The following is a 16,280-nucleotide window of genomic DNA, read 5'->3' as shown; positions in this document are numbered from 1 at the left end:
CCGCGCCGGGCATTGGTGATAGTGTCGCTATCGATAGCGTCGATGTCGATAGGATCGTGATGACTCAAGCCCTTGATCGTTGGATCTACGCCGGCCAGGCCCGGCGGCAGCCCGCCGCCATCGGCTCGGTCACCCCGAGCGGACGCCAACTCGCCGCCCGGCTCGCGTTGCCTGCGGCCGAGCTGCCGGCCGGCGGACGCATTCTCGAGGTGGGTGCAGGCACTGGAGCGGTGACGCGGATGCTGCTGCGGCGTGCGCCGCGGGCCAGCGTCACCGCCGTGGAGCCCAACCAGCGGTTCGCCCGGCTGCTGGCGCAGCGCTACCCGCAGGTCAGCGTTTATCCGGCGGCAGTGCAGGATGCCGCGCTGAGCGGCGGCCCTTTCCCATTCGTCGTCTGCGGCATACCCTTTGCCAATCTTCCGACCGCCGAGGTGCGGGCCGTGCTGGGGTGTTTGCGGCGCCAGCTGGCCGATGGCGGCACCCTGACGTGGTTCCGCTACCTGGGAGCGGTTGCCACCGATCGGGTGCTCGGCAGACGAACCCGGGAACGGCGCGCGGCGAACCGGGTGCTGCTGCAGAACTTCTGCCGCGAGTTCCGGACGGCCCATCGGGCGGTCGTTGCCAGCAATTTGCCCCCGGCAGAGGTATTCACCTTGCGCGGTCGAGGACTCGCCGGTGCTGGCCGGATGGGCTGACGCGGTCGGGTCCTGGGGCCCGTGGGTGATCGCGGTGCTCGCCGTCACCTGCTTGGTGGCGGAAACCAGTTCTCCTGCAGGCATTCTGATGCCAAGCGCCGCGCTGCTGCTGATCCTCGGCGGGTTGACCGTTGGCCGACCGACGTTCTGGGTGGTGCTGGCGTGCTGCGTTGCGGGGTGCGTCGCCGGCGACCTACTCGGTGTGTTTCTCGGGCCGCGGTTGCGAGTGCCGGCGGCGATGCGGACCACGCGGCTATCGGCACCCAAGCGCCGACCGGCGGGACGACCCGCACGGCTGCGAGGAGCGATGGACAGGGCCGACGCCTTCGCCGCACGTCATGGCTGGTTGGCCGTCGGGCTGGCACGGTTTGTGCCGTACCTGCGGTCGGTGGTGCCGAATGTGGTGGGGCGCAGAGGTTCTCGACCATGGCCGGTAGCTGCCGCGTCGGTGCCGGCCGCGACCGTGTGGGTGACGTTGGAGCTGACGCTCGGGGGTTCGGCCGCTCGTCTGCTCGGTGGCGGGTAGCAGGGAGCTGCGTCGGCGGACGTTGGCGCTAGTGCCGGCGTCGCGCCAGTGCCCGCCGGCTGTGTGCTTCTGCCGCGAGGCGGCGCATGGCTGCGATCATGCGGTCGCCAAGCACGGTGCCCGCGACGACCCGCTCGATGATCTGCTCCTTCGCCACTCCGTGTTCCCCTGGTGTTGTCACATCGCCGAGGGTGACTGCGATGTCGGCGGCGGCGGCCGTTTCGGCAGCCTGGGCATATGCCGGCAGCAGTGGCAGCAGGTCTTCTCTGCCGATGCGGATCAAGGAGGCGATCGCCTCGACGAGTGCGCCGTACGCAGCATTCTTCTTTTTGGCTTGCCAGCCGTTGTCGGAAACCAGTTGGTTGGCGAGGTCTTTGGCGCGGCGTTCCGCATCGTCGTTGTGCAGCTCCCGATGCGCGATGGTGCCCTGCTGTGCGACGCCCATCAGGTGGAACAGGGAAGCATCATCGGCGTCGAGCGTGCTGAGCACCTCGCGGACCACGGCAACGGGCAGGCCGCCAATGTCGATCAGCGTCCGCACCAGCCGCAGCCGGCGCAGGTGGGCGTCGGTGTAGTCGACTTGGTTGTAGCCGGTGGATTCACCGGCGGGCAGCAGACCTTCCCTGACGTAGTACTTGATGGTCGCGGCCGGCACTCCGGACTGCTTTGCCAGTTCACCGATGCGCATGAAAGTAAGACTATCGATAGCGCCAAGGCCGAGCCAGGTCGATGACGTGGAGCTGCGCTCACGCGTCACCGGCAGAACCACGATGTGACGGCCCGGCTACAGCCGCCAAGCCTTGGGCGGCAGGCCCAATGGCGGGGTGCGTTCGGTGAGATATCGGTGCCCGGTTGGCGTGGTGACGACCGTGCCCTGGCGCCGCCGCTCGGTGCGCCAACCCGGGATCTCTTTCACGTAGTTGCCGGACGCGCACAGGCCCTGGCCGTTCTCCAGCGTGGTGGTACCGCCGGCGGCGTAGGGCACAACATGGTCGGCATGGCGGGACCGTGCGGAGCAGAATGGTTGGGCGCATTGCGGATCGCGATGCAGCACCAGCTCGCGCAGCACGCCGGTGAAGTCGCGGCGGCGGGCGTCCATGCCCACCGGGACGCCGTCGATGGGGTCGACGAGCATCCTGGTGAGCCGCACCTTGGCCCGCCGCCAGCTCTTCGCGCTGCCGAGTGCGCCGTTGCCGTCTACGACGGCGCTGTTGTCTTTGCTGTCTGCGGGACTGCTGGCTGCGACGGCGCTGTTGTCTCTGCTGCCCACGACGGCGCTGTTGTCTCTGCGGTGCAGGGAGTCTCCGGAGGCGAAGTCGCGAGCCAGTTCAGCCGGGATGGGTCCGTAACCGTCCAGCTTGGCGGGCCGGTCGCTGTATCCGAGCAGGGTGTCTGCCGTCATCACGATGACGAGGTGCACGTCGAGATTGGGCGGCCGGGGAACCGAACCCTCGGCCGATGCGAGCGGTGTGGCTTGGGCATCGCCGAAGCGCTCGTACAGCGGGGATCTGCGCCGTAGACGTGGTGGATCATTCTCGCCCGCAGGTGGTTCGGCGGGGTCGGAGCGCCGGGCGGTGGGGTGTGACGCCGGGGCCTCAGGTTTTGCTGTCGCAGACTCTGTCTCAGGTTCTGCTGTCGCAGACTCTGAGGTAGCACCACCATGATGCGCCGGCGGGATCACGGAAACCGACGTATCGGAATCTGATGAACGTCTTCCCGGCGTGCGGTCGGCCCGGTGAGCACGCTGACCAGGCGCGTCCGAGCGGGCTTGGCAGGCCGGATCGGAACCGGGCTCAGAGTCGTTGGCATGCGCAGCGTTTCGACCACCGCTTGCGTCGCTCTGCTTCGGAATGTGAGAGCCACTCACCTCAGCGTCTTTGACAAGGGTGAGGCCAGCGGCAGGTTCATGTGCTGAGCTGAGCAGCCGCTCGGCGAGCGCGTCGGCCCGGAGTTGATCTTTGGTGCGTTCGTCGCCGACGCCGATCGCATGCTCGGCCTGCCGGGTGAGGCTGGTCCAGATGCCGACCCCGAGCTCCATCGGAAGTAGCGCGGAGATCATCGTCATGGCATCGGGTAGTGGTCGAATGGTGACCCGTCGTTGCTTGGCCGCTCGCGCTCGCCGGTCGACGCTGCCGTGCGGATCGAGCGTGTAGACCGCCTGGCGCACAGCTTGTTCGGTCTGTTGCAGGCTCCAGCCATGCAGCTGGCCGGCAAGTCCGTTGTCGATGAGCCGAGCCTGCTCATCTTCCAGCGAAGAGCTTTCACGGCAGACGATCTGGCATTGGGCCAAGGACAGCTCCCCTTCCCTGAGGCGCGCAAACGTCTGCGGCAGCCGATCGCGCAGGGCGCGGGCGACGCCGAGCTGGTGACTTGCCGCGGCGGGCGACATCCTGCGCGCAAAGGCAATCTGCTCGGCCACTCCGCGGCCGAGCTGGCGGGAGGAGACGCCGGCGGCGACCTGTCTGGCGCGCTCGGCCTCGGCAAAGGCCAGTGACTGAGCGGCGATCGCGCCGTTGGCCGCACCGACCAGTTGCTCGAGAGCGGCGAGCCGGTCGACAGCTGCCGCCCGGTCCGGTGACGCTGCGGCACCGGCCAACAATGCGGTCAACTCCGCGCAGGCTTGGGCGATGGCGTCGGCGGCCGCGCCGGTGTCAGCAGCGGCGGGTGGGCTGGCACTGGACATGCCGAGCCCCTCACCCGAGTCGCGCCGCACGCAAGCGGAGCCGGCTTGCATCACGTCCGCGATTGCCGCCATGAGCCCTCCCCTCACCGCATCCCAGTCTCGCCTTTCTTCCCTCAGTCTACCGAGGGCAGCGGAGTCCCGCATAAGTTATAACCCAGTTTTTCGAACTTTTCTTCGAATGCCCGCACCGGCCGCTCGGATGGGGGTCGGCCGCCGCCCACCGAACGACGGCCGCACAGCCAGATGCAGGGTCGCGGCACTCAACACGAACAGGTCAGGGGGTCGGGAGACCGAGAACTCGCCGTCGGGCTCGTAGGCCACGTTCCACCAGGGCCAGCATGCTGTCGCACGATCAAACCCGTTGCCAGTTAAGCGATTCCGGGCCGATTGAGCGATTCCTGCCACCCTCTTAGCCGTCTCGCTAATCGATGGCGCACTCACAGATGGGGCTCTAAAGCAGTTGCGCAGCGTCGATCCGGTCGGCGTGCGCGTTGTTCGCAGCGCACCAAGCGTGGACCATCTCTGGGCCGCCATGGCCTTCAGACTCTTCGACGTGGAGTTCGCTGCCTGGCCAAGCTTGGTGAAGTCGCCAGGCCACAACGGCCGGCCCGCTCACATCCCGGCGACCATGGATCAGCGTCCCCGGGATTCCGCGCAGGGCGTCCATCCGCTGAAGAACCGGTGGGTCCAGAAACGCGTCGTGTGCCCAGTAATGCGTGACCAGCGTCGCAAAGACTTGCCGGTGGTCGGCATCGTCGAACCGAGGGTCTCTGACGATTCCGTCAGTTCCGATCGAAACGTGGTGCTCTTCCCAGTCCCGCCAGGCGATGGCGGCGGTATCACGGACGAGCGGGTCTGGGTCGGTCATCAGCTGGGCGTAGGCCTCGACTACCCGGCCCGTCCCACGGCGATAGCCGATTCCGGCCCGTTCGGCGTGGTCGGCCAGCCGATCCCAAGCCTCGGGAAAGATGGCACCGATATCTTCGGTGATCCAGTCCACCTGGAAGCGATCAGTGGTCGTCACTGCCATGAGCACCAGCCCAAGCACCCGGTCCGGGTGCGCCTGGCTGTATGCCAGCGCGAGCGTCGTGCCCCACGACACGCCGTTGACGAGCCAACGATCGATACCCAGGTGTTTGCGCACTGCTTCGATGTCATCGATCAGGTGCTGCGTAGTGTTCTGCCTCAAGTCGTAGCCGGGCGCTGTCACGTGCGGACGGGATCGACCGCAACCACGCTGATCGAGCCCGATGATCCGAAATCTGGCCGGATCGAACTTCCTTCGGTAGGCACCCGCGCCCAACGTGCCTCCCGGGCCGCCATGCAAGTAGAGGGCAGGGATCCCGTGCGGGTTACCGGCCTCCTCCCAATAGATCTCATGCACAGCGTCAACCGACAGCAGCCCAGAATCGCGCACTTCAGACTTGACGAACACGACCGGTGACCCTACCGAGGACGACACGTCGGCCGTTAGTGCAACCGCCAGACCCCTAGCCCCGGTCCGCCGGCCGGCACCGCCAGCGCCCCGTACGAATCGAGCAGATCAGTTCCGCCGTATAGGGTTTCGGCGGCCGACCCGAGCGCAGCGGGCAACGCGGCGCCGTCCCAGGCGGCCCTGGCAGCGACCACCAGGATCCGTTCCCGCGGGGTCTCCCGGAGAAAGGCGATCACGTCACCTTCGGCCAGCAGCCACCGCAGCCCGCCCCGGCGCAGCGCCTCGACCGACCGCCGCAACGCGATCAGCTCGGTGAACATGGACAACCGCGCGATGTCCCACTCGGCGCGGCGGTCCCACGGCAGCGGCCGGCGAGCGTCCTCGCCGTTCACGCCGCGCATGCCGATCTCGGCGCCGGCGAAGATCATCGGTACGCCGACCATGGTGAACAGCAGCCCGATGCCGACCTCGGCGACAGCCGGGTCGGTGGCGATCTCGACGAACCGCGGGGTGTCGTGCGAGTCGAGGATGTTCCAGTTGCGTTGCTGCACCGTCCACGGCACCAGCGCGTCGAAGTCGCGCATGGTGCCGGTGATCGCCTCGGCCGGCCGGCGCGGGATACCCCCTGGCACACCGAGGAATTGGCCGCCGATGTCGGTGCCGCCGGTGAGCCAGCTCCACACCGGCCTGGTGAAGCCGGCGTAGTTCATGGTGGCCTGCCAGCCGTCGCCGACCAGGTCGGCGGTGTAGTCGTGACCGTGCTCGGCCATCAGCAACGACTCCGGCCGGTCGGTGTCGATGCGCTGCCGAATGCCACGCGCCACGTCGAGGGTGTAGTCGTCGGCGGCGTGCCGACCGGTCATGTTCGCCACATCGACCCGCCAGCCGTCCAGCTCGAACGGCGGTCGCAGCCACCGCCCGATCATCGAGTCCTGGCTGCCGTACAGGTCTTCCCGCAAGGCTTTCGACCCGAAGTTCAGCTTGGGCAGCGAAGCGACGCCCAGCCAGGAGATGTAGCTGCCGTCGTCGGAAAGGTAGTAGCGGCCCCGCGCCTCGGCGGAGGCATCGACTGCCCGCGCCGCCCGGAACCACGGGTGATCGTCGCCGGTGTGGTTGGTGGTGATGTCACCGATCACCCTGATGCCCTGCCGGTGCGCCGCATCGGCCAGCGCCGCCAGCGCCTCGTCACCGCCCAGCAGCGGGTCGACCTCGGCGAATGTCGAGGCGTTGTAACGATGATTGGACCTGGCCGGGAACACCGGGGTCAGGTACAGCAGCGTCACGCCGAGCGCCCGCAGGTGGTCGAGGTGCTCGCGGACCCCGTCCAGATCGCCGCCGTAGAACTGCAGCGGCGTCTGCGGGCCGGTGCCGATCACCGGGTCGTCCCACTGTGCCGGGACGGCCCAGTCCGGGGCGATCTCGGCGACCGCAGGGGCGCCGGCGCTGCGGGCGAAGCGGTCGGGAAACACCTGGTACACCACGTCGTCCAGCGCCCAGTCCGGGCCAGGGTCGTTGGTACTGATCCGGAAGTCGTGGTAGTCGGGTACGTCGCGAGCGATCAGACCGAACTGGTTGAGCCACACCGGTTCCAGCGGCTGTCCGGCCGCGTCGGCGCGTTCCAGCAGGAAGCGGTAGCGGGTGACGGGCCCGGTGATCGGCAGCTCCCCGGTCCACCAGCGCTGGCCTGCCGCATCGGACCCGTCCGTGGTGAACGCGCCGCTAACCCAGCGCGGCTCACCGTCGGCGACGGTGCGCAGATGCACGCCGGTGACGCTCGGGTCGCTGACCAGCACCCTGACCGGGACGGTCGAACCGAGTACCGGAACACCTTGCGGCACATACAGTTCGGAACCGTCGTGATGCGCCGCCGGCAGGCCGATGGTGGGCAGGCCGGCCGCCGGCGGGACGTCGGACATCGCTCAGCCCTTGACCGAGCCGGCAGTCAGGCCGCCGACGATGTAGCGCTGCAGGAACTGGAACAGCAGCACCACCGGCAACGCGCCGAGCACCGAGCCGGCGGCGAAAATGCCCCAGCGCTGGCTGAACTGGTTGGACACGAAGGAGTAAAGGCCAACCGCAAGGGTCTGCGACTGCGGATCGGTCAGGGTGATCGAGGCGATCACGAAGTCGTTGAGCACTCCGACGAACGACAGCAGCGACACCACAGCGAGGATCGGTGCAACCAGACGCAGCGTGATGGTGAAGAACACCCTGGCGTGCCCGGCGCCGTCGATCTTCGCCGACTCGTCGATCTCCTTCGGCACGGTGTTGAAGAACCCGTACAGCAGGTAGGTGTTCACGCCGAGCGCTCCGCCGAGGTAGACGCAGATCAACCCCCAGCGGGTGCCGAGGCCGATCGCCGGGAACACGTCCTGCAGCCCGGACAGCAGCAGGAAGATCGCAACGAACGCCAGCAGCTGCGGGAACATCTGGATCAGGATCAGCGACAGCAGCCCGGCGCGGCGGCCACGGAACCGGAAGCGGGAGAAGGCATATGCCGCCAGCGCCGATAGGAACACCGTCGCCACTGCGGTGACGACGCCGATCCACATGCTGTTCAGCCACCACCAGCCGTACGGGTTCAACGGGTCGTTGAACAGCGCCTTGTACGACGCCAGCGTGAAGCTCGAGAACAGCGCGTTCGAGCCGGTCAGTGTGGCCACCGCCGAGAACGACGCCGACAGCACGAACACCAGCGGGAAGATCGCGAACACCAGCGCCACCAGGCCGACCAGATGCCGCCAGCCGGTGGCCTTGAACCAGCGCCCGAAGTTGAAGGGACGCTTGCTCATTGACACCGAGTCGTCCGGGACTGCGGCCGGGACCTCCGGGACGGGAGCGACGACGCTCATCAGTTCAGATCCTCCAGCGCTCTGGTGCGGCGGAAGGAGATCGCCGAGATGAGGGCGACCACCACGAAGATGATGATGGCGATGGCACTCGCCAGGCCGTACTGCTTGTTGACCCCGCCGAACGCCAGCTTGTACACGAACGTGATGAGGATGTCGGTGGATCCCACGTCCACCGACGCCGACAGGTCTTTCGGCCCGCCGCCGGTCAACATGTAGATGGTGTTGAAGTTGTTGAAGTTGAAGGCGAACGAGGTGATCAGCAGCGGTGCCAGCGAGACCATCAGCAGCGGCAGCTTGAGTCGCCGGAAGATCTGCCACGGGGACGCACCGTCAATGGCGCCGGCCTCGGTGATGTCCGCCGGGATGGCCTGCAACGCGCCGGTGGCCACCAGGAACATGTAGGGGAAGCCGAGCCACCAGTTGACGATCAGCACCGACAGCCGTGCCATCCACGGGTCGCCGAGCCAGTCGACGTCGGCGCCGCCCAGCAGCACCTGGTTGATCCAGCCGAAGTCCTTGTTCATCAGGCCCTGCCAGACCAGCGCGGACAGGAACGCGGGAAACGCATACGGCAGCAACAGCAATGAGCGGTAGATGCGCCGGCCGCGCATCCTGGTGTCGTTGAGCACCACGGCCAGGAACAACCCGATCACAAAACTGCCGAGCACGGTGAGGATGGCGAAGACGAAGGTCCAGACGAACACCCCGAGGAACGGCCCGCGGATCGACTTGTCGCTCAACACGTTGATGAAGTTCGAGAAGCCGACCCCGGTACGCCAGCCGGGTTCAAGAACCTGCCCGTCCGGCGCGACGAAGTTGCCGGTGTCGCCTGCCCGGTACACCGTTCCGGTGGCCGAGTCGGTGAGGGTGTCGGCCGCCGCGTTGTAGCTCAGCGTCGACCGGTACACGTATGCCGTCTGGCCGGTCTGGGTGCGGATCGACCCGTCTTCCGGCTTGTCGGAGATCGGGACCCGCAGCTGGGTCAGCTGATTGGTGAAGGCCTGCCCGCGTTGCAGCATGTCGACCAGCCGCAGCACCTGCCAGCCCGGGTACGCCGTCACCCTGGTACCGGAAACGGTGGCACCGGTGGCCGGCTGCAGCGGCTCGTCCGCGGTGCCGATCTCCGGTTGTTTGGTGCCGGGGTCCAGCACCAGGAAGGCAATCTTGTTGCCCTGCACGGCAACCGTGAGCGGGTACTCGGCCGAGTCAGGTACCCGCTGCTCGCTCTGGGTGAGCAGCGCGGCGACCGCGTCCTCCTTGGTGGAGTTGTGCCCGTCGCCGTAGTTGGTGAACGCCAGGTAGCCGGAGTACAGCACCGTGAAAACCTGGTAGACCAAAAGGAAAATCAGCCCGGGGACCAGGTACTTGCTGGCCGTCAACCGCGGGGTGAAGTAGACGATGTTCACGACGATCAGCGCGACGATCATCAAGATCATCGGCACCCAGGAGTGCTGGCTGCCGAGCGCGATGATGCCGTAGAGTCCGAGGGCGTCGACCACCGCCATCAAGACCAGCTTGACGTAGAAACCCTTGCCGGCCGAAGCCGCAAGACCGACCCCCCGGCGCCGGCCGGACCGCTCCGGCGCCGGGGTCTGCTGCACGGTCACGGCTGGGTCAGCCGGCTGCGATCTTGGACTCGATCGAGGCGCACATCTTGTCCCACAGCGCCTTCGGATCGCCCTTGCCCTGGATGATCGCCAGCTCGGTGGTGCCCCAGTCGCTCCACACCGCGTCCATCGCCGGGATGTTCGGCTGCGGGGTGCCCTTGGCGCCGACGGCACCGAACTGCGCGACCACCGGGTCGCTCTTGATCTTGTCGAAGGCCGACTTCAGCGCGGGGGCGCGGCCGCCGGACTTGTACAGGTCCAGCTGCACCTGCTCGGTGGACAGGTAGTCGAGCACGAAGCTGTTGGCCAGCAACGCGTTCTTGCTCTTGGCCGAGACGAAGAAGCCCTGCACGCCGACGAACGGCTTGGCCGGCTGACCGCCGGCGGACGGCACGTCCTCGATGGTGAACTTGATGCCGGCCTTTTCGAAGTCGGGCGCGTTCCACGGTCCGGTGACGATGTACGGTGACTGGCCCTTGGCGAAGGCGTCCTTGGCGATGTCCTGCGAGATGGTGCCCTTGAAGACTCCGGCCTTACCCTGCTTGGCCAGCCACTGCGCGAACTTCACGCCTTCAGGGCTGTTCATGGTGAGCTTCTTCGGGTCGAACCCGCCATCAGGAGTCGAGGCGAAAACCGGTGCGCCGAAAGAGGTCTGGAACGGGTACATGTGGTACGGGTCGCCGCCCTTGGCGTCCTGCTGCACCAGGAACGGGAACTTGGCCTTGCCGTCCTTGACCAGCTTCTGGCCGGTGGCGACGGCGTCGTCGAAATCCTTGGGCTTGTCGGGGGCCAGCGCGGTGTTGCGCACCAGCGCGATGTTCTCCACCGCGTAGGGCAGGCCGTAGACCTTGCCGTTGTACGTCATCGCCTTGATGGTGACGTCTTGGAACTGAGAGGCCTTGTCCCCCAACTCCAATGGCGCAACGACGCCGTTCTGCACCATCTTGCCGAGACCGTCGTGCGCGGTGACGATGATGTCGGGGCCCTTACCGGTCGGCGCCTGGGCGATGAAGTCGTTGGTGATCTTGCCGAAGTCCTTCTGCTGGATCACCACTTTGGCGCCGGTGTCCGCCTCGAACTTCTTGGCGATGTCGGTCAGCGGCTTGGCGCGCAGCTCGTCGGCCCACACGGTGATGGTGGCGCCGGAACCGGCGACGGCGCCGCCGCCGGCCGCGGTGTCTGCGGCGCTGCCGGCCGGCTGCGAGGCGGCAGCACCGCTGCCCGCGGCACCGCCCTGGCTGGCAGCGGCACCGCCGCTGGCCCCGGCCGCACCGGTGTCGCCGGTGGTGGCACCGGCACCGCCGGCAGTGGACTCGGACGATGCGCCGGAGTTGTTGTCGCTGCTGCAGGCGGCCAGGCTGACGGCCAGCATGCCTGCGGTGAGTGCGATGCCGGCCGACTTGGCGGCACGGGCGGTTACACGGAGCTTCATTGCTCTCCCTGGGGTGAGGCACCGGGGTCGGTGTCGGTCGTCACAAACGAGTTGGCACGAAGCCAGAACGAGTTGCAAGGACCATAGCAAGAACTTTCAGCAACCGAAAGGGCTTGCATTCGGCCGAAAGCCTTTGCAAGGGAGCCGGCAGACCGTACTGTCCTCGCCATGACATCGCGGTTGTCGGACATCGCTGCCCACGCCGGGGTCAGCACCGCAACCGTCTCCCGGGTGTTGAACGAGCGCTCCGGCGTCTCGGAACAGAGCAAGCGCGCCGTGCTGACCGCACTCGACGTGCTCGGGTACCAGCGTCCCGCCCTGCTGCAGCGCCGGCACACCGGCCTGGTCGGGGTGATCATCCCGGAACTGGACAACCCGATCTTCCCGATGTTTGCCCAGGTCATCGAGTCCGGGCTGGCGCAGCAGGGCTTCACCCCGCTGCTGTGCTCACGCATCCCCGGCGGCATCAGCGAGGACGAGTACATCGATCTGCTCGGCGACCACGGGGTGGCCGGAATCATCTTCGTCTCCGGCTTCCACGCCGACACCACCGCGGATCTGTCCCGGTACTCCCGGCTGCGCGAATCCGGCCTGCCGCTGGCGTTCATCAACGGCTACACCGACCGGATCGACGCGTCCTTCGTCTCCGACGACGACGCCGCCGCCATGGACCTCGCCGTCGGGCATCTGGTGTCGTTGGGCCACACCGCCATCGGGTTCGCGGTCGGGCCACAGCGATTCGTCCCGGCGCAGCGCAAGCTGGCCGGTTACCGCGCCGCCGTCCGCCGGCATCTCGGCGCCGACGCCACCGAGCAGGTGTCCGTCACGCTGTTCACCGTCGAGGGCGGCCAGGCGGCGGCAAACGTTTTGCTGGACAAGGGTTGTACGGCGTTGGTCTGCGGCTCCGACCTGATGGCGCTCGGCGCGATCCGAGCCGTCAAGGCCCGCGGGCTGCAGGTACCGGGCGACGTCTCGGTGATCGGCTACGACGACTCCATGTTGATGGGCTACACCGATCCGCCGCTCACCACCATCCGGCAGTCGGTGCTGGCCATGGGCATGGCGGCGGTGCAGGCACTGGCCGACGAGATCGCCGGCCACCCGCCGCACCGCACCGAACTGCAGTTCCAGCCGGAGCTGGTGGTGCGCGGGTCGACCGGCTCCGGCCCGCGAGTGGTGCCGCCGCGCGCCGCCGCTTCCCCTTCGGTGCCCGACCGAACCGTAAGCATGCGAGGATGATCAGCGCTCCGGTGGCAGCACTCGCCGCGGGCACACTGAAGCAGGAACCGACCGGAACCAGAACGACTCGCCACTTCGGGCCCGCAGCCAACGGCAGGTCTCGAACGGCATAAGGAGGGACCGTGGCAACCCCCGGAAACCCACAGTCCAGCAGCCAGCCCGACCTCACCAAGCGCTCCGACATCCCGCTGGTGGCCGAGCGCGACGTCGACCGCAGCGCCTCCATGGGCAAGCTGGTGGCCGACGCCACCTCCAGCATGTCGACGATGATCCGGGGCGAGATCGAGCTGGCCAAGGCCGAGATCACCCAATCGGTGAAGCAGGGCGCGGTCGGCGCGGTGTTCTTCATCATCGCCGGGGTGGTTGCGCTGTTCTCGCTGTGGTTCTTCTGGTTCATGATCGCCGAGATCCTGTCGATTTGGCTGTGGCGCTGGCTGGCGTTCACCATCGTTTTTGTCGCAATGCTGTTGATGGCGGCGGTGTTCGGCTTCTTGGGCTGGCGCAAGGTGAAGAAGGTCAAGGCGCCCGAACACACCATCGCCGAGCTCAACCAGACCAAACAGGCGCTGACCGGCGCCGTCAAACCGCACAACCCCGGTGGTTACCCGGCGGCTGCCCCCGGACCGGTGGCACCGCTGGAGCGCCGCTGAGGCACCTCGACCGCGATGCTGGCGGCGGGCCAAGGCGGTGCCGCACCGGACTCCGGTGACGCCGGCGGGTTCGACGTTCGTCATGAAGGGCCGTGGCGGCACCACACGGTGTCGGCCAACGGCATCAGCTTTCACGTCGCCGAGGCCGGTAGCGGCCCGTTGGTGTTGCTGCTGCACGGTTTTGGTCAGTACTGGTACTCGTGGCGGCACCAGCTCCCGGCGCTCGCCGACGCCGGATTCCGGGCCGTTGCGGTGGATCTGCGCGGGCACGGCGGCACCGATGCGCCACCACGCGGCTACGACGCCTTCACCCTCACCGAAGACACCAGCGGGTTGATCGGCGCGCTCGGCGAGCGCAGCGCGGTGCTGGTCGGGCACGGGTTCGGTGGTCTGACGGCGCTGAACACCGCCCTGCTCGAGCCGGAGCGGGTGCGCGCGGTGGTCGCGCTGGCCGCGCCCAACCCCGCCGCACTGGCGACTCCCGGATCGTCGCTGCGGGTGGACCGGCACGGCCGGATGCTGCTGGCCGCCGCGTTGCCGACGTTCCTGCCGATGCGGCTGCGCCGGCACCACGGGGTGCTGCTGGAGCGGATCGTCCGCAAGCACGCCGGCACCGCATGGAAGCGCACCGACGATTTCGCCGACGCCGTCGGCAAGTTGCGCCGCGCCATCGAGTTGCCCGGCGCGGCCAGGGCCAGCAGCGAACAGTTGCGCTGGCTGGCTCGCTCGCCCTGGCGGGCCGACGGTCACCGCCATCGCGATGCCCTGAGCCGGCTGCAGATCAGCGCGCCGGTGACCCAGGTGGGCGGCCAGCACGACGCGTTCGTCCCGGTGGAGCGGTTTGTCGGCACCGAACGGCACTGCGCCGGCGACTACCGCAGGGTGGTGATCGGTGACATCGGCCATTACGCCGCCGAGGAGGCCCCTGACCAGGTCAACGAGCTGATCGTGACGGCGTCCTCCGGCTGATCCGGCTAGTCCAGCACCACCCATTGGCGGCCGTCGATCAGCTCGCGGGCGGCGTCCAGTTGACCGGCGTGGTTGGCGGTCTCCAGCAGCAGATGCATCATGATCGATCGCAGATCGGGATAGTCCCGCCCCCAGTCGGCCCATTGCGGGTCGGGCAGCGCGGGCGGGTCGTCAAGGGAATGCGCGGCCACCACAGCGTCGGCCTCCGCTACCGCGTTCCGGTACTCATCGATGACGTCCGCTGCCGGCTCGTCGTCGGCGACCAGCCAGTCGCCGCGCGGTTCGTCCGGCCAGGTCAGCGGTTGGCCGCCCATCACGTGGCACAGCCAGTAACGCTCGTCCGACAGCGTCAGGTGCCGGACCAGCCCGAGCGGATGCCAGCCGGACGGCAACGTTGCGGTGCGCAGCTGGGCTGCGTCAAGGCCGTCCAGCGCGCCGAGGATGCGCTGCCGCTGACTGGCGAGGGCGCCCAGCAGCACCTCGCGCTCGCGGGCGTGCACGTGGTCGGTCTTCGAGGACGGTGAAAGTGGTGTCATGACCCTAGATCGGAGCCGGGGCCGAGCCGTTCGACATTGCGGCGGAATTGATGCCGGGCAACTCAGGTGGGCCGTGGATCCTGCCGCGGGGCCGCGCTCAGCCCGGCCGGCAGGTGCGCCTTGTCGCGGGCGGTGTGCGCCAGCTGACGCAACCCGGCGACGGCGGCCTGTTCGGCGGCACGCAGTTCGCGCAGCTGCAGGCGATGGTGCCGGACCAGCCAACTGCCGAGCCCGCTGGCGAGCAGCGCCACTACACCGAGCACGATGAGTGCTTCGATCACGAGGTTTTTCCTTACTGCCGAAACTGCCGAAACTGCCGAAACTGCCGAAACTGCCAATCCTGCCGGAGCTGGCGTTACCGGATCGTTGCTTTGCCTTGACGCTACCTCAGACGCGGCGGCCCGCCGGCCCGTTGCGCCGGACGCTCACCGACTTCCCATGCCGAGTCCGACCGATGCCGACGTCAGGCGGCGTCCGGGAGGCAGGCCCCGGTATCTGCCCTGCTGGTATCGGTCAGGCCAGCGGTGTATTCGCGCTGGATCTCGGCACCGGTGAGCGCGTAGCCGACACCGCTGACGTCGGGTGCGGTGCCGAAGATCAGCCCGATCACGGTGCCGTCGGAGGCGAGCAGCGGGCCGCCGGAGTTGCCCGGCTTCACCACCGCGCGCAACGTGTACACCTCGCGCTGCACGGTGCTGTCCTGATAGATGTTCGGGCCGCGGAGCTCGAACATGGTGGACACTCGCGCCGGCACAACGGTGTACGGGCCGTTGAGCGGATAGCCGGCCACCACCGCGCTGGTCCCGGATTCCCGGGGCGCCGGGTCGAAGGTGAGCGCCGGGGCGGTGAGCCCGGGAACCCGAAGCACCGCCACGTCGATGTCCGGCTCGTACCGCACCACGCTGGCGCGGTACTGCTGCCCGTCGATCGACACCGAGGTGGTGTTGGCGCCGGCCACCACGTGGGCGTTGGTCATCACCTGCTCGGGGGCGATCACCCAGCCGGTGCCCTCCATGCCGCGGTTGCACTGTTGGGCAGAGGCCAGCACCTTCACGATCGAGTCGGACGCGGTCTGCACCTGCGGGTCGGCGGCCACGCCGGTGTCGGGCGCCGGCACGTCCTGAGTGGGGGTGCGGTCCAGCGGCGACAGGATCGAGGGGAAGCCGGAGGCGTTCAGCGCCCGGCCCAGCGCCGAGGAAATGTTCTGTGCCCCTTCGGGCATGGCGTCGTCGATCTTCTCCAGCACGGCCGAGCCGCGCACCGCGGACGACAGCCACGGCATCGGCGCTGAGGCCAGCGGGATCGCCACCAGCCAGGTGATCAGCACCACCGCGAGGGTGTGCCCGATCAGCCCGAGACCGCGGTCCACCGCCACCGCGGGCGTCCAGGTGATGGTGGACGAGATCTTGCGGCCGATCCATGAACCGAGCAGCTCACCGAGGCCGACCCCGACAATCACGCAGGCGACGCCGAGCGCCACCCGCGCGCCGCTGTCCGCGAGCCGGTCCATCACCAGCGGGGCCAGCCGCAGCGCCAGGATCGCCCCGCCGACCGCGCCGATCAGCGCCAGCCCGGCCGTCACCAGCCCTTGCCGCAGTCCGGTCACCGCGGCCCAGATCAGCAGCACGACGATGATCGCGTCGATGAACGTCACGG

General features: G+C 68.1%; 15 protein-coding genes. 5 read left to right on the top strand and 10 right to left on the bottom strand.

Annotated features, from left to right (window positions below; genetic code table 11):
• Positions 1-59: 59 nt before the first annotated feature.
• Positions 60-695, top strand: coding sequence for a methyltransferase domain-containing protein (locus HKD39_RS03935; protein ID WP_171198548.1), 636 nt, complete (start codon positions 60-62; stop codon positions 693-695).
• Positions 676-1,221, top strand: a complete 546-nt coding sequence (locus HKD39_RS03930; protein WP_171198547.1) for a VTT domain-containing protein — start codon at positions 676-678, stop codon at positions 1,219-1,221. Before HKD39_RS03935 ends, HKD39_RS03930 begins: the two co-directional genes overlap by 20 nt.
• Before the next feature lie 28 nt (positions 1,222-1,249).
• Here HKD39_RS03930 and HKD39_RS03925 read toward each other — a convergent pair whose 3' ends face one another.
• From HKD39_RS03925 to HKD39_RS03895, 7 genes are all read right to left on the bottom strand, one after another.
• Positions 1,250-1,990: a MerR family transcriptional regulator gene (locus tag HKD39_RS03925; protein WP_171198546.1), complete on the bottom strand. Its 741-nt coding sequence runs from the start codon at positions 1,988-1,990 to the stop codon at positions 1,250-1,252.
• Positions 1,991-2,005: 15 nt separating this feature from the next.
• Positions 2,006-3,976 carry an HNH endonuclease gene (locus tag HKD39_RS03920; RefSeq protein WP_171198545.1) on the bottom strand — a complete coding sequence of 657 codons (1,971 nt, stop codon included), beginning with the start codon at positions 3,974-3,976 and terminating at the stop codon, positions 2,006-2,008.
• A 379-nt stretch (positions 3,977-4,355) separates the two neighbouring features.
• Positions 4,356-5,339, bottom strand: a complete 984-nt coding sequence (locus HKD39_RS03915) for an alpha/beta fold hydrolase (RefSeq protein ID WP_171198544.1) — start codon at positions 5,337-5,339, stop codon at positions 4,356-4,358.
• Between the two features lie 35 nt (positions 5,340-5,374).
• On the bottom strand, positions 5,375-7,255 hold the full coding sequence (locus HKD39_RS03910; RefSeq protein WP_171198543.1) for an alpha-amylase family glycosyl hydrolase: 1,881 nt from the start codon (positions 7,253-7,255) through the stop codon (positions 5,375-5,377).
• 3 nt (positions 7,256-7,258) lie between these two features.
• Positions 7,259-8,131 (bottom strand): sugar ABC transporter permease, encoded by an 873-nt coding sequence (locus HKD39_RS03905; protein ID WP_212754055.1) that lies wholly within the window; start codon positions 8,129-8,131, stop codon positions 7,259-7,261.
• Between the two features lie 59 nt (positions 8,132-8,190).
• The gene (locus HKD39_RS03900) at positions 8,191-9,798 is read right to left on the bottom strand and encodes an ABC transporter permease subunit (protein ID WP_212753922.1); all 1,608 of its coding nucleotides are present in this window, start codon (positions 9,796-9,798) and stop codon (positions 8,191-8,193) included.
• A 7-nt stretch (positions 9,799-9,805) separates the two neighbouring features.
• The gene (locus HKD39_RS03895; RefSeq protein ID WP_212753921.1) at positions 9,806-11,230 is read right to left on the bottom strand and encodes a sugar ABC transporter substrate-binding protein; all 1,425 of its coding nucleotides are present in this window, start codon (positions 11,228-11,230) and stop codon (positions 9,806-9,808) included.
• A gap of 168 nt (positions 11,231-11,398) precedes the next feature.
• On the opposite strand from HKD39_RS03895, the gene HKD39_RS03890 reads away from it, so the two are divergent.
• The 3 genes from HKD39_RS03890 (at position 11,399) to HKD39_RS03880 (ending at position 14,088) form a co-directional block, all read left to right on the top strand.
• Positions 11,399-12,469, top strand: a complete 1,071-nt coding sequence (locus HKD39_RS03890) for a LacI family DNA-binding transcriptional regulator (RefSeq protein WP_171198541.1) — start codon at positions 11,399-11,401, stop codon at positions 12,467-12,469.
• A gap of 122 nt (positions 12,470-12,591) precedes the next feature.
• Positions 12,592-13,119, top strand: a complete 528-nt coding sequence (locus HKD39_RS03885; protein ID WP_343074583.1) for a phage holin family protein — start codon at positions 12,592-12,594, stop codon at positions 13,117-13,119.
• A gap of 15 nt (positions 13,120-13,134) precedes the next feature.
• The gene (locus HKD39_RS03880; protein ID WP_171198540.1) at positions 13,135-14,088 is read left to right on the top strand and encodes an alpha/beta fold hydrolase; all 954 of its coding nucleotides are present in this window, start codon (positions 13,135-13,137) and stop codon (positions 14,086-14,088) included.
• A 5-nt stretch (positions 14,089-14,093) separates the two neighbouring features.
• Here HKD39_RS03880 and HKD39_RS03875 read toward each other — a convergent pair whose 3' ends face one another.
• From HKD39_RS03875 to HKD39_RS03865, 3 genes are all read right to left on the bottom strand, one after another.
• On the bottom strand, positions 14,094-14,624 hold the full coding sequence (locus tag HKD39_RS03875; protein WP_171198539.1) for a DinB family protein: 531 nt from the start codon (positions 14,622-14,624) through the stop codon (positions 14,094-14,096).
• A 62-nt stretch (positions 14,625-14,686) separates the two neighbouring features.
• Positions 14,687-14,905, bottom strand: a complete 219-nt coding sequence (locus tag HKD39_RS03870) for a type II secretion system protein (protein ID WP_171198538.1) — start codon at positions 14,903-14,905, stop codon at positions 14,687-14,689.
• Between the two features lie 182 nt (positions 14,906-15,087).
• On the bottom strand, positions 15,088-16,278 hold the full coding sequence (locus HKD39_RS03865; protein ID WP_171198537.1) for a MarP family serine protease: 1,191 nt from the start codon (positions 16,276-16,278) through the stop codon (positions 15,088-15,090).
• Between the last annotated feature and the right edge of the window lie 2 nt (positions 16,279-16,280).

Origin of the sequence: Nakamurella aerolata, from assembly GCF_013002705.1 — a bacterium.
Lineage (GTDB): Bacteria > Actinomycetota > Actinomycetes > Mycobacteriales > Nakamurellaceae > Nakamurella > Nakamurella aerolata.
The sequence above is the reverse complement of the archived record's forward strand: the minus strand, read 5'-3'. Positions and strand labels throughout refer to the sequence as shown.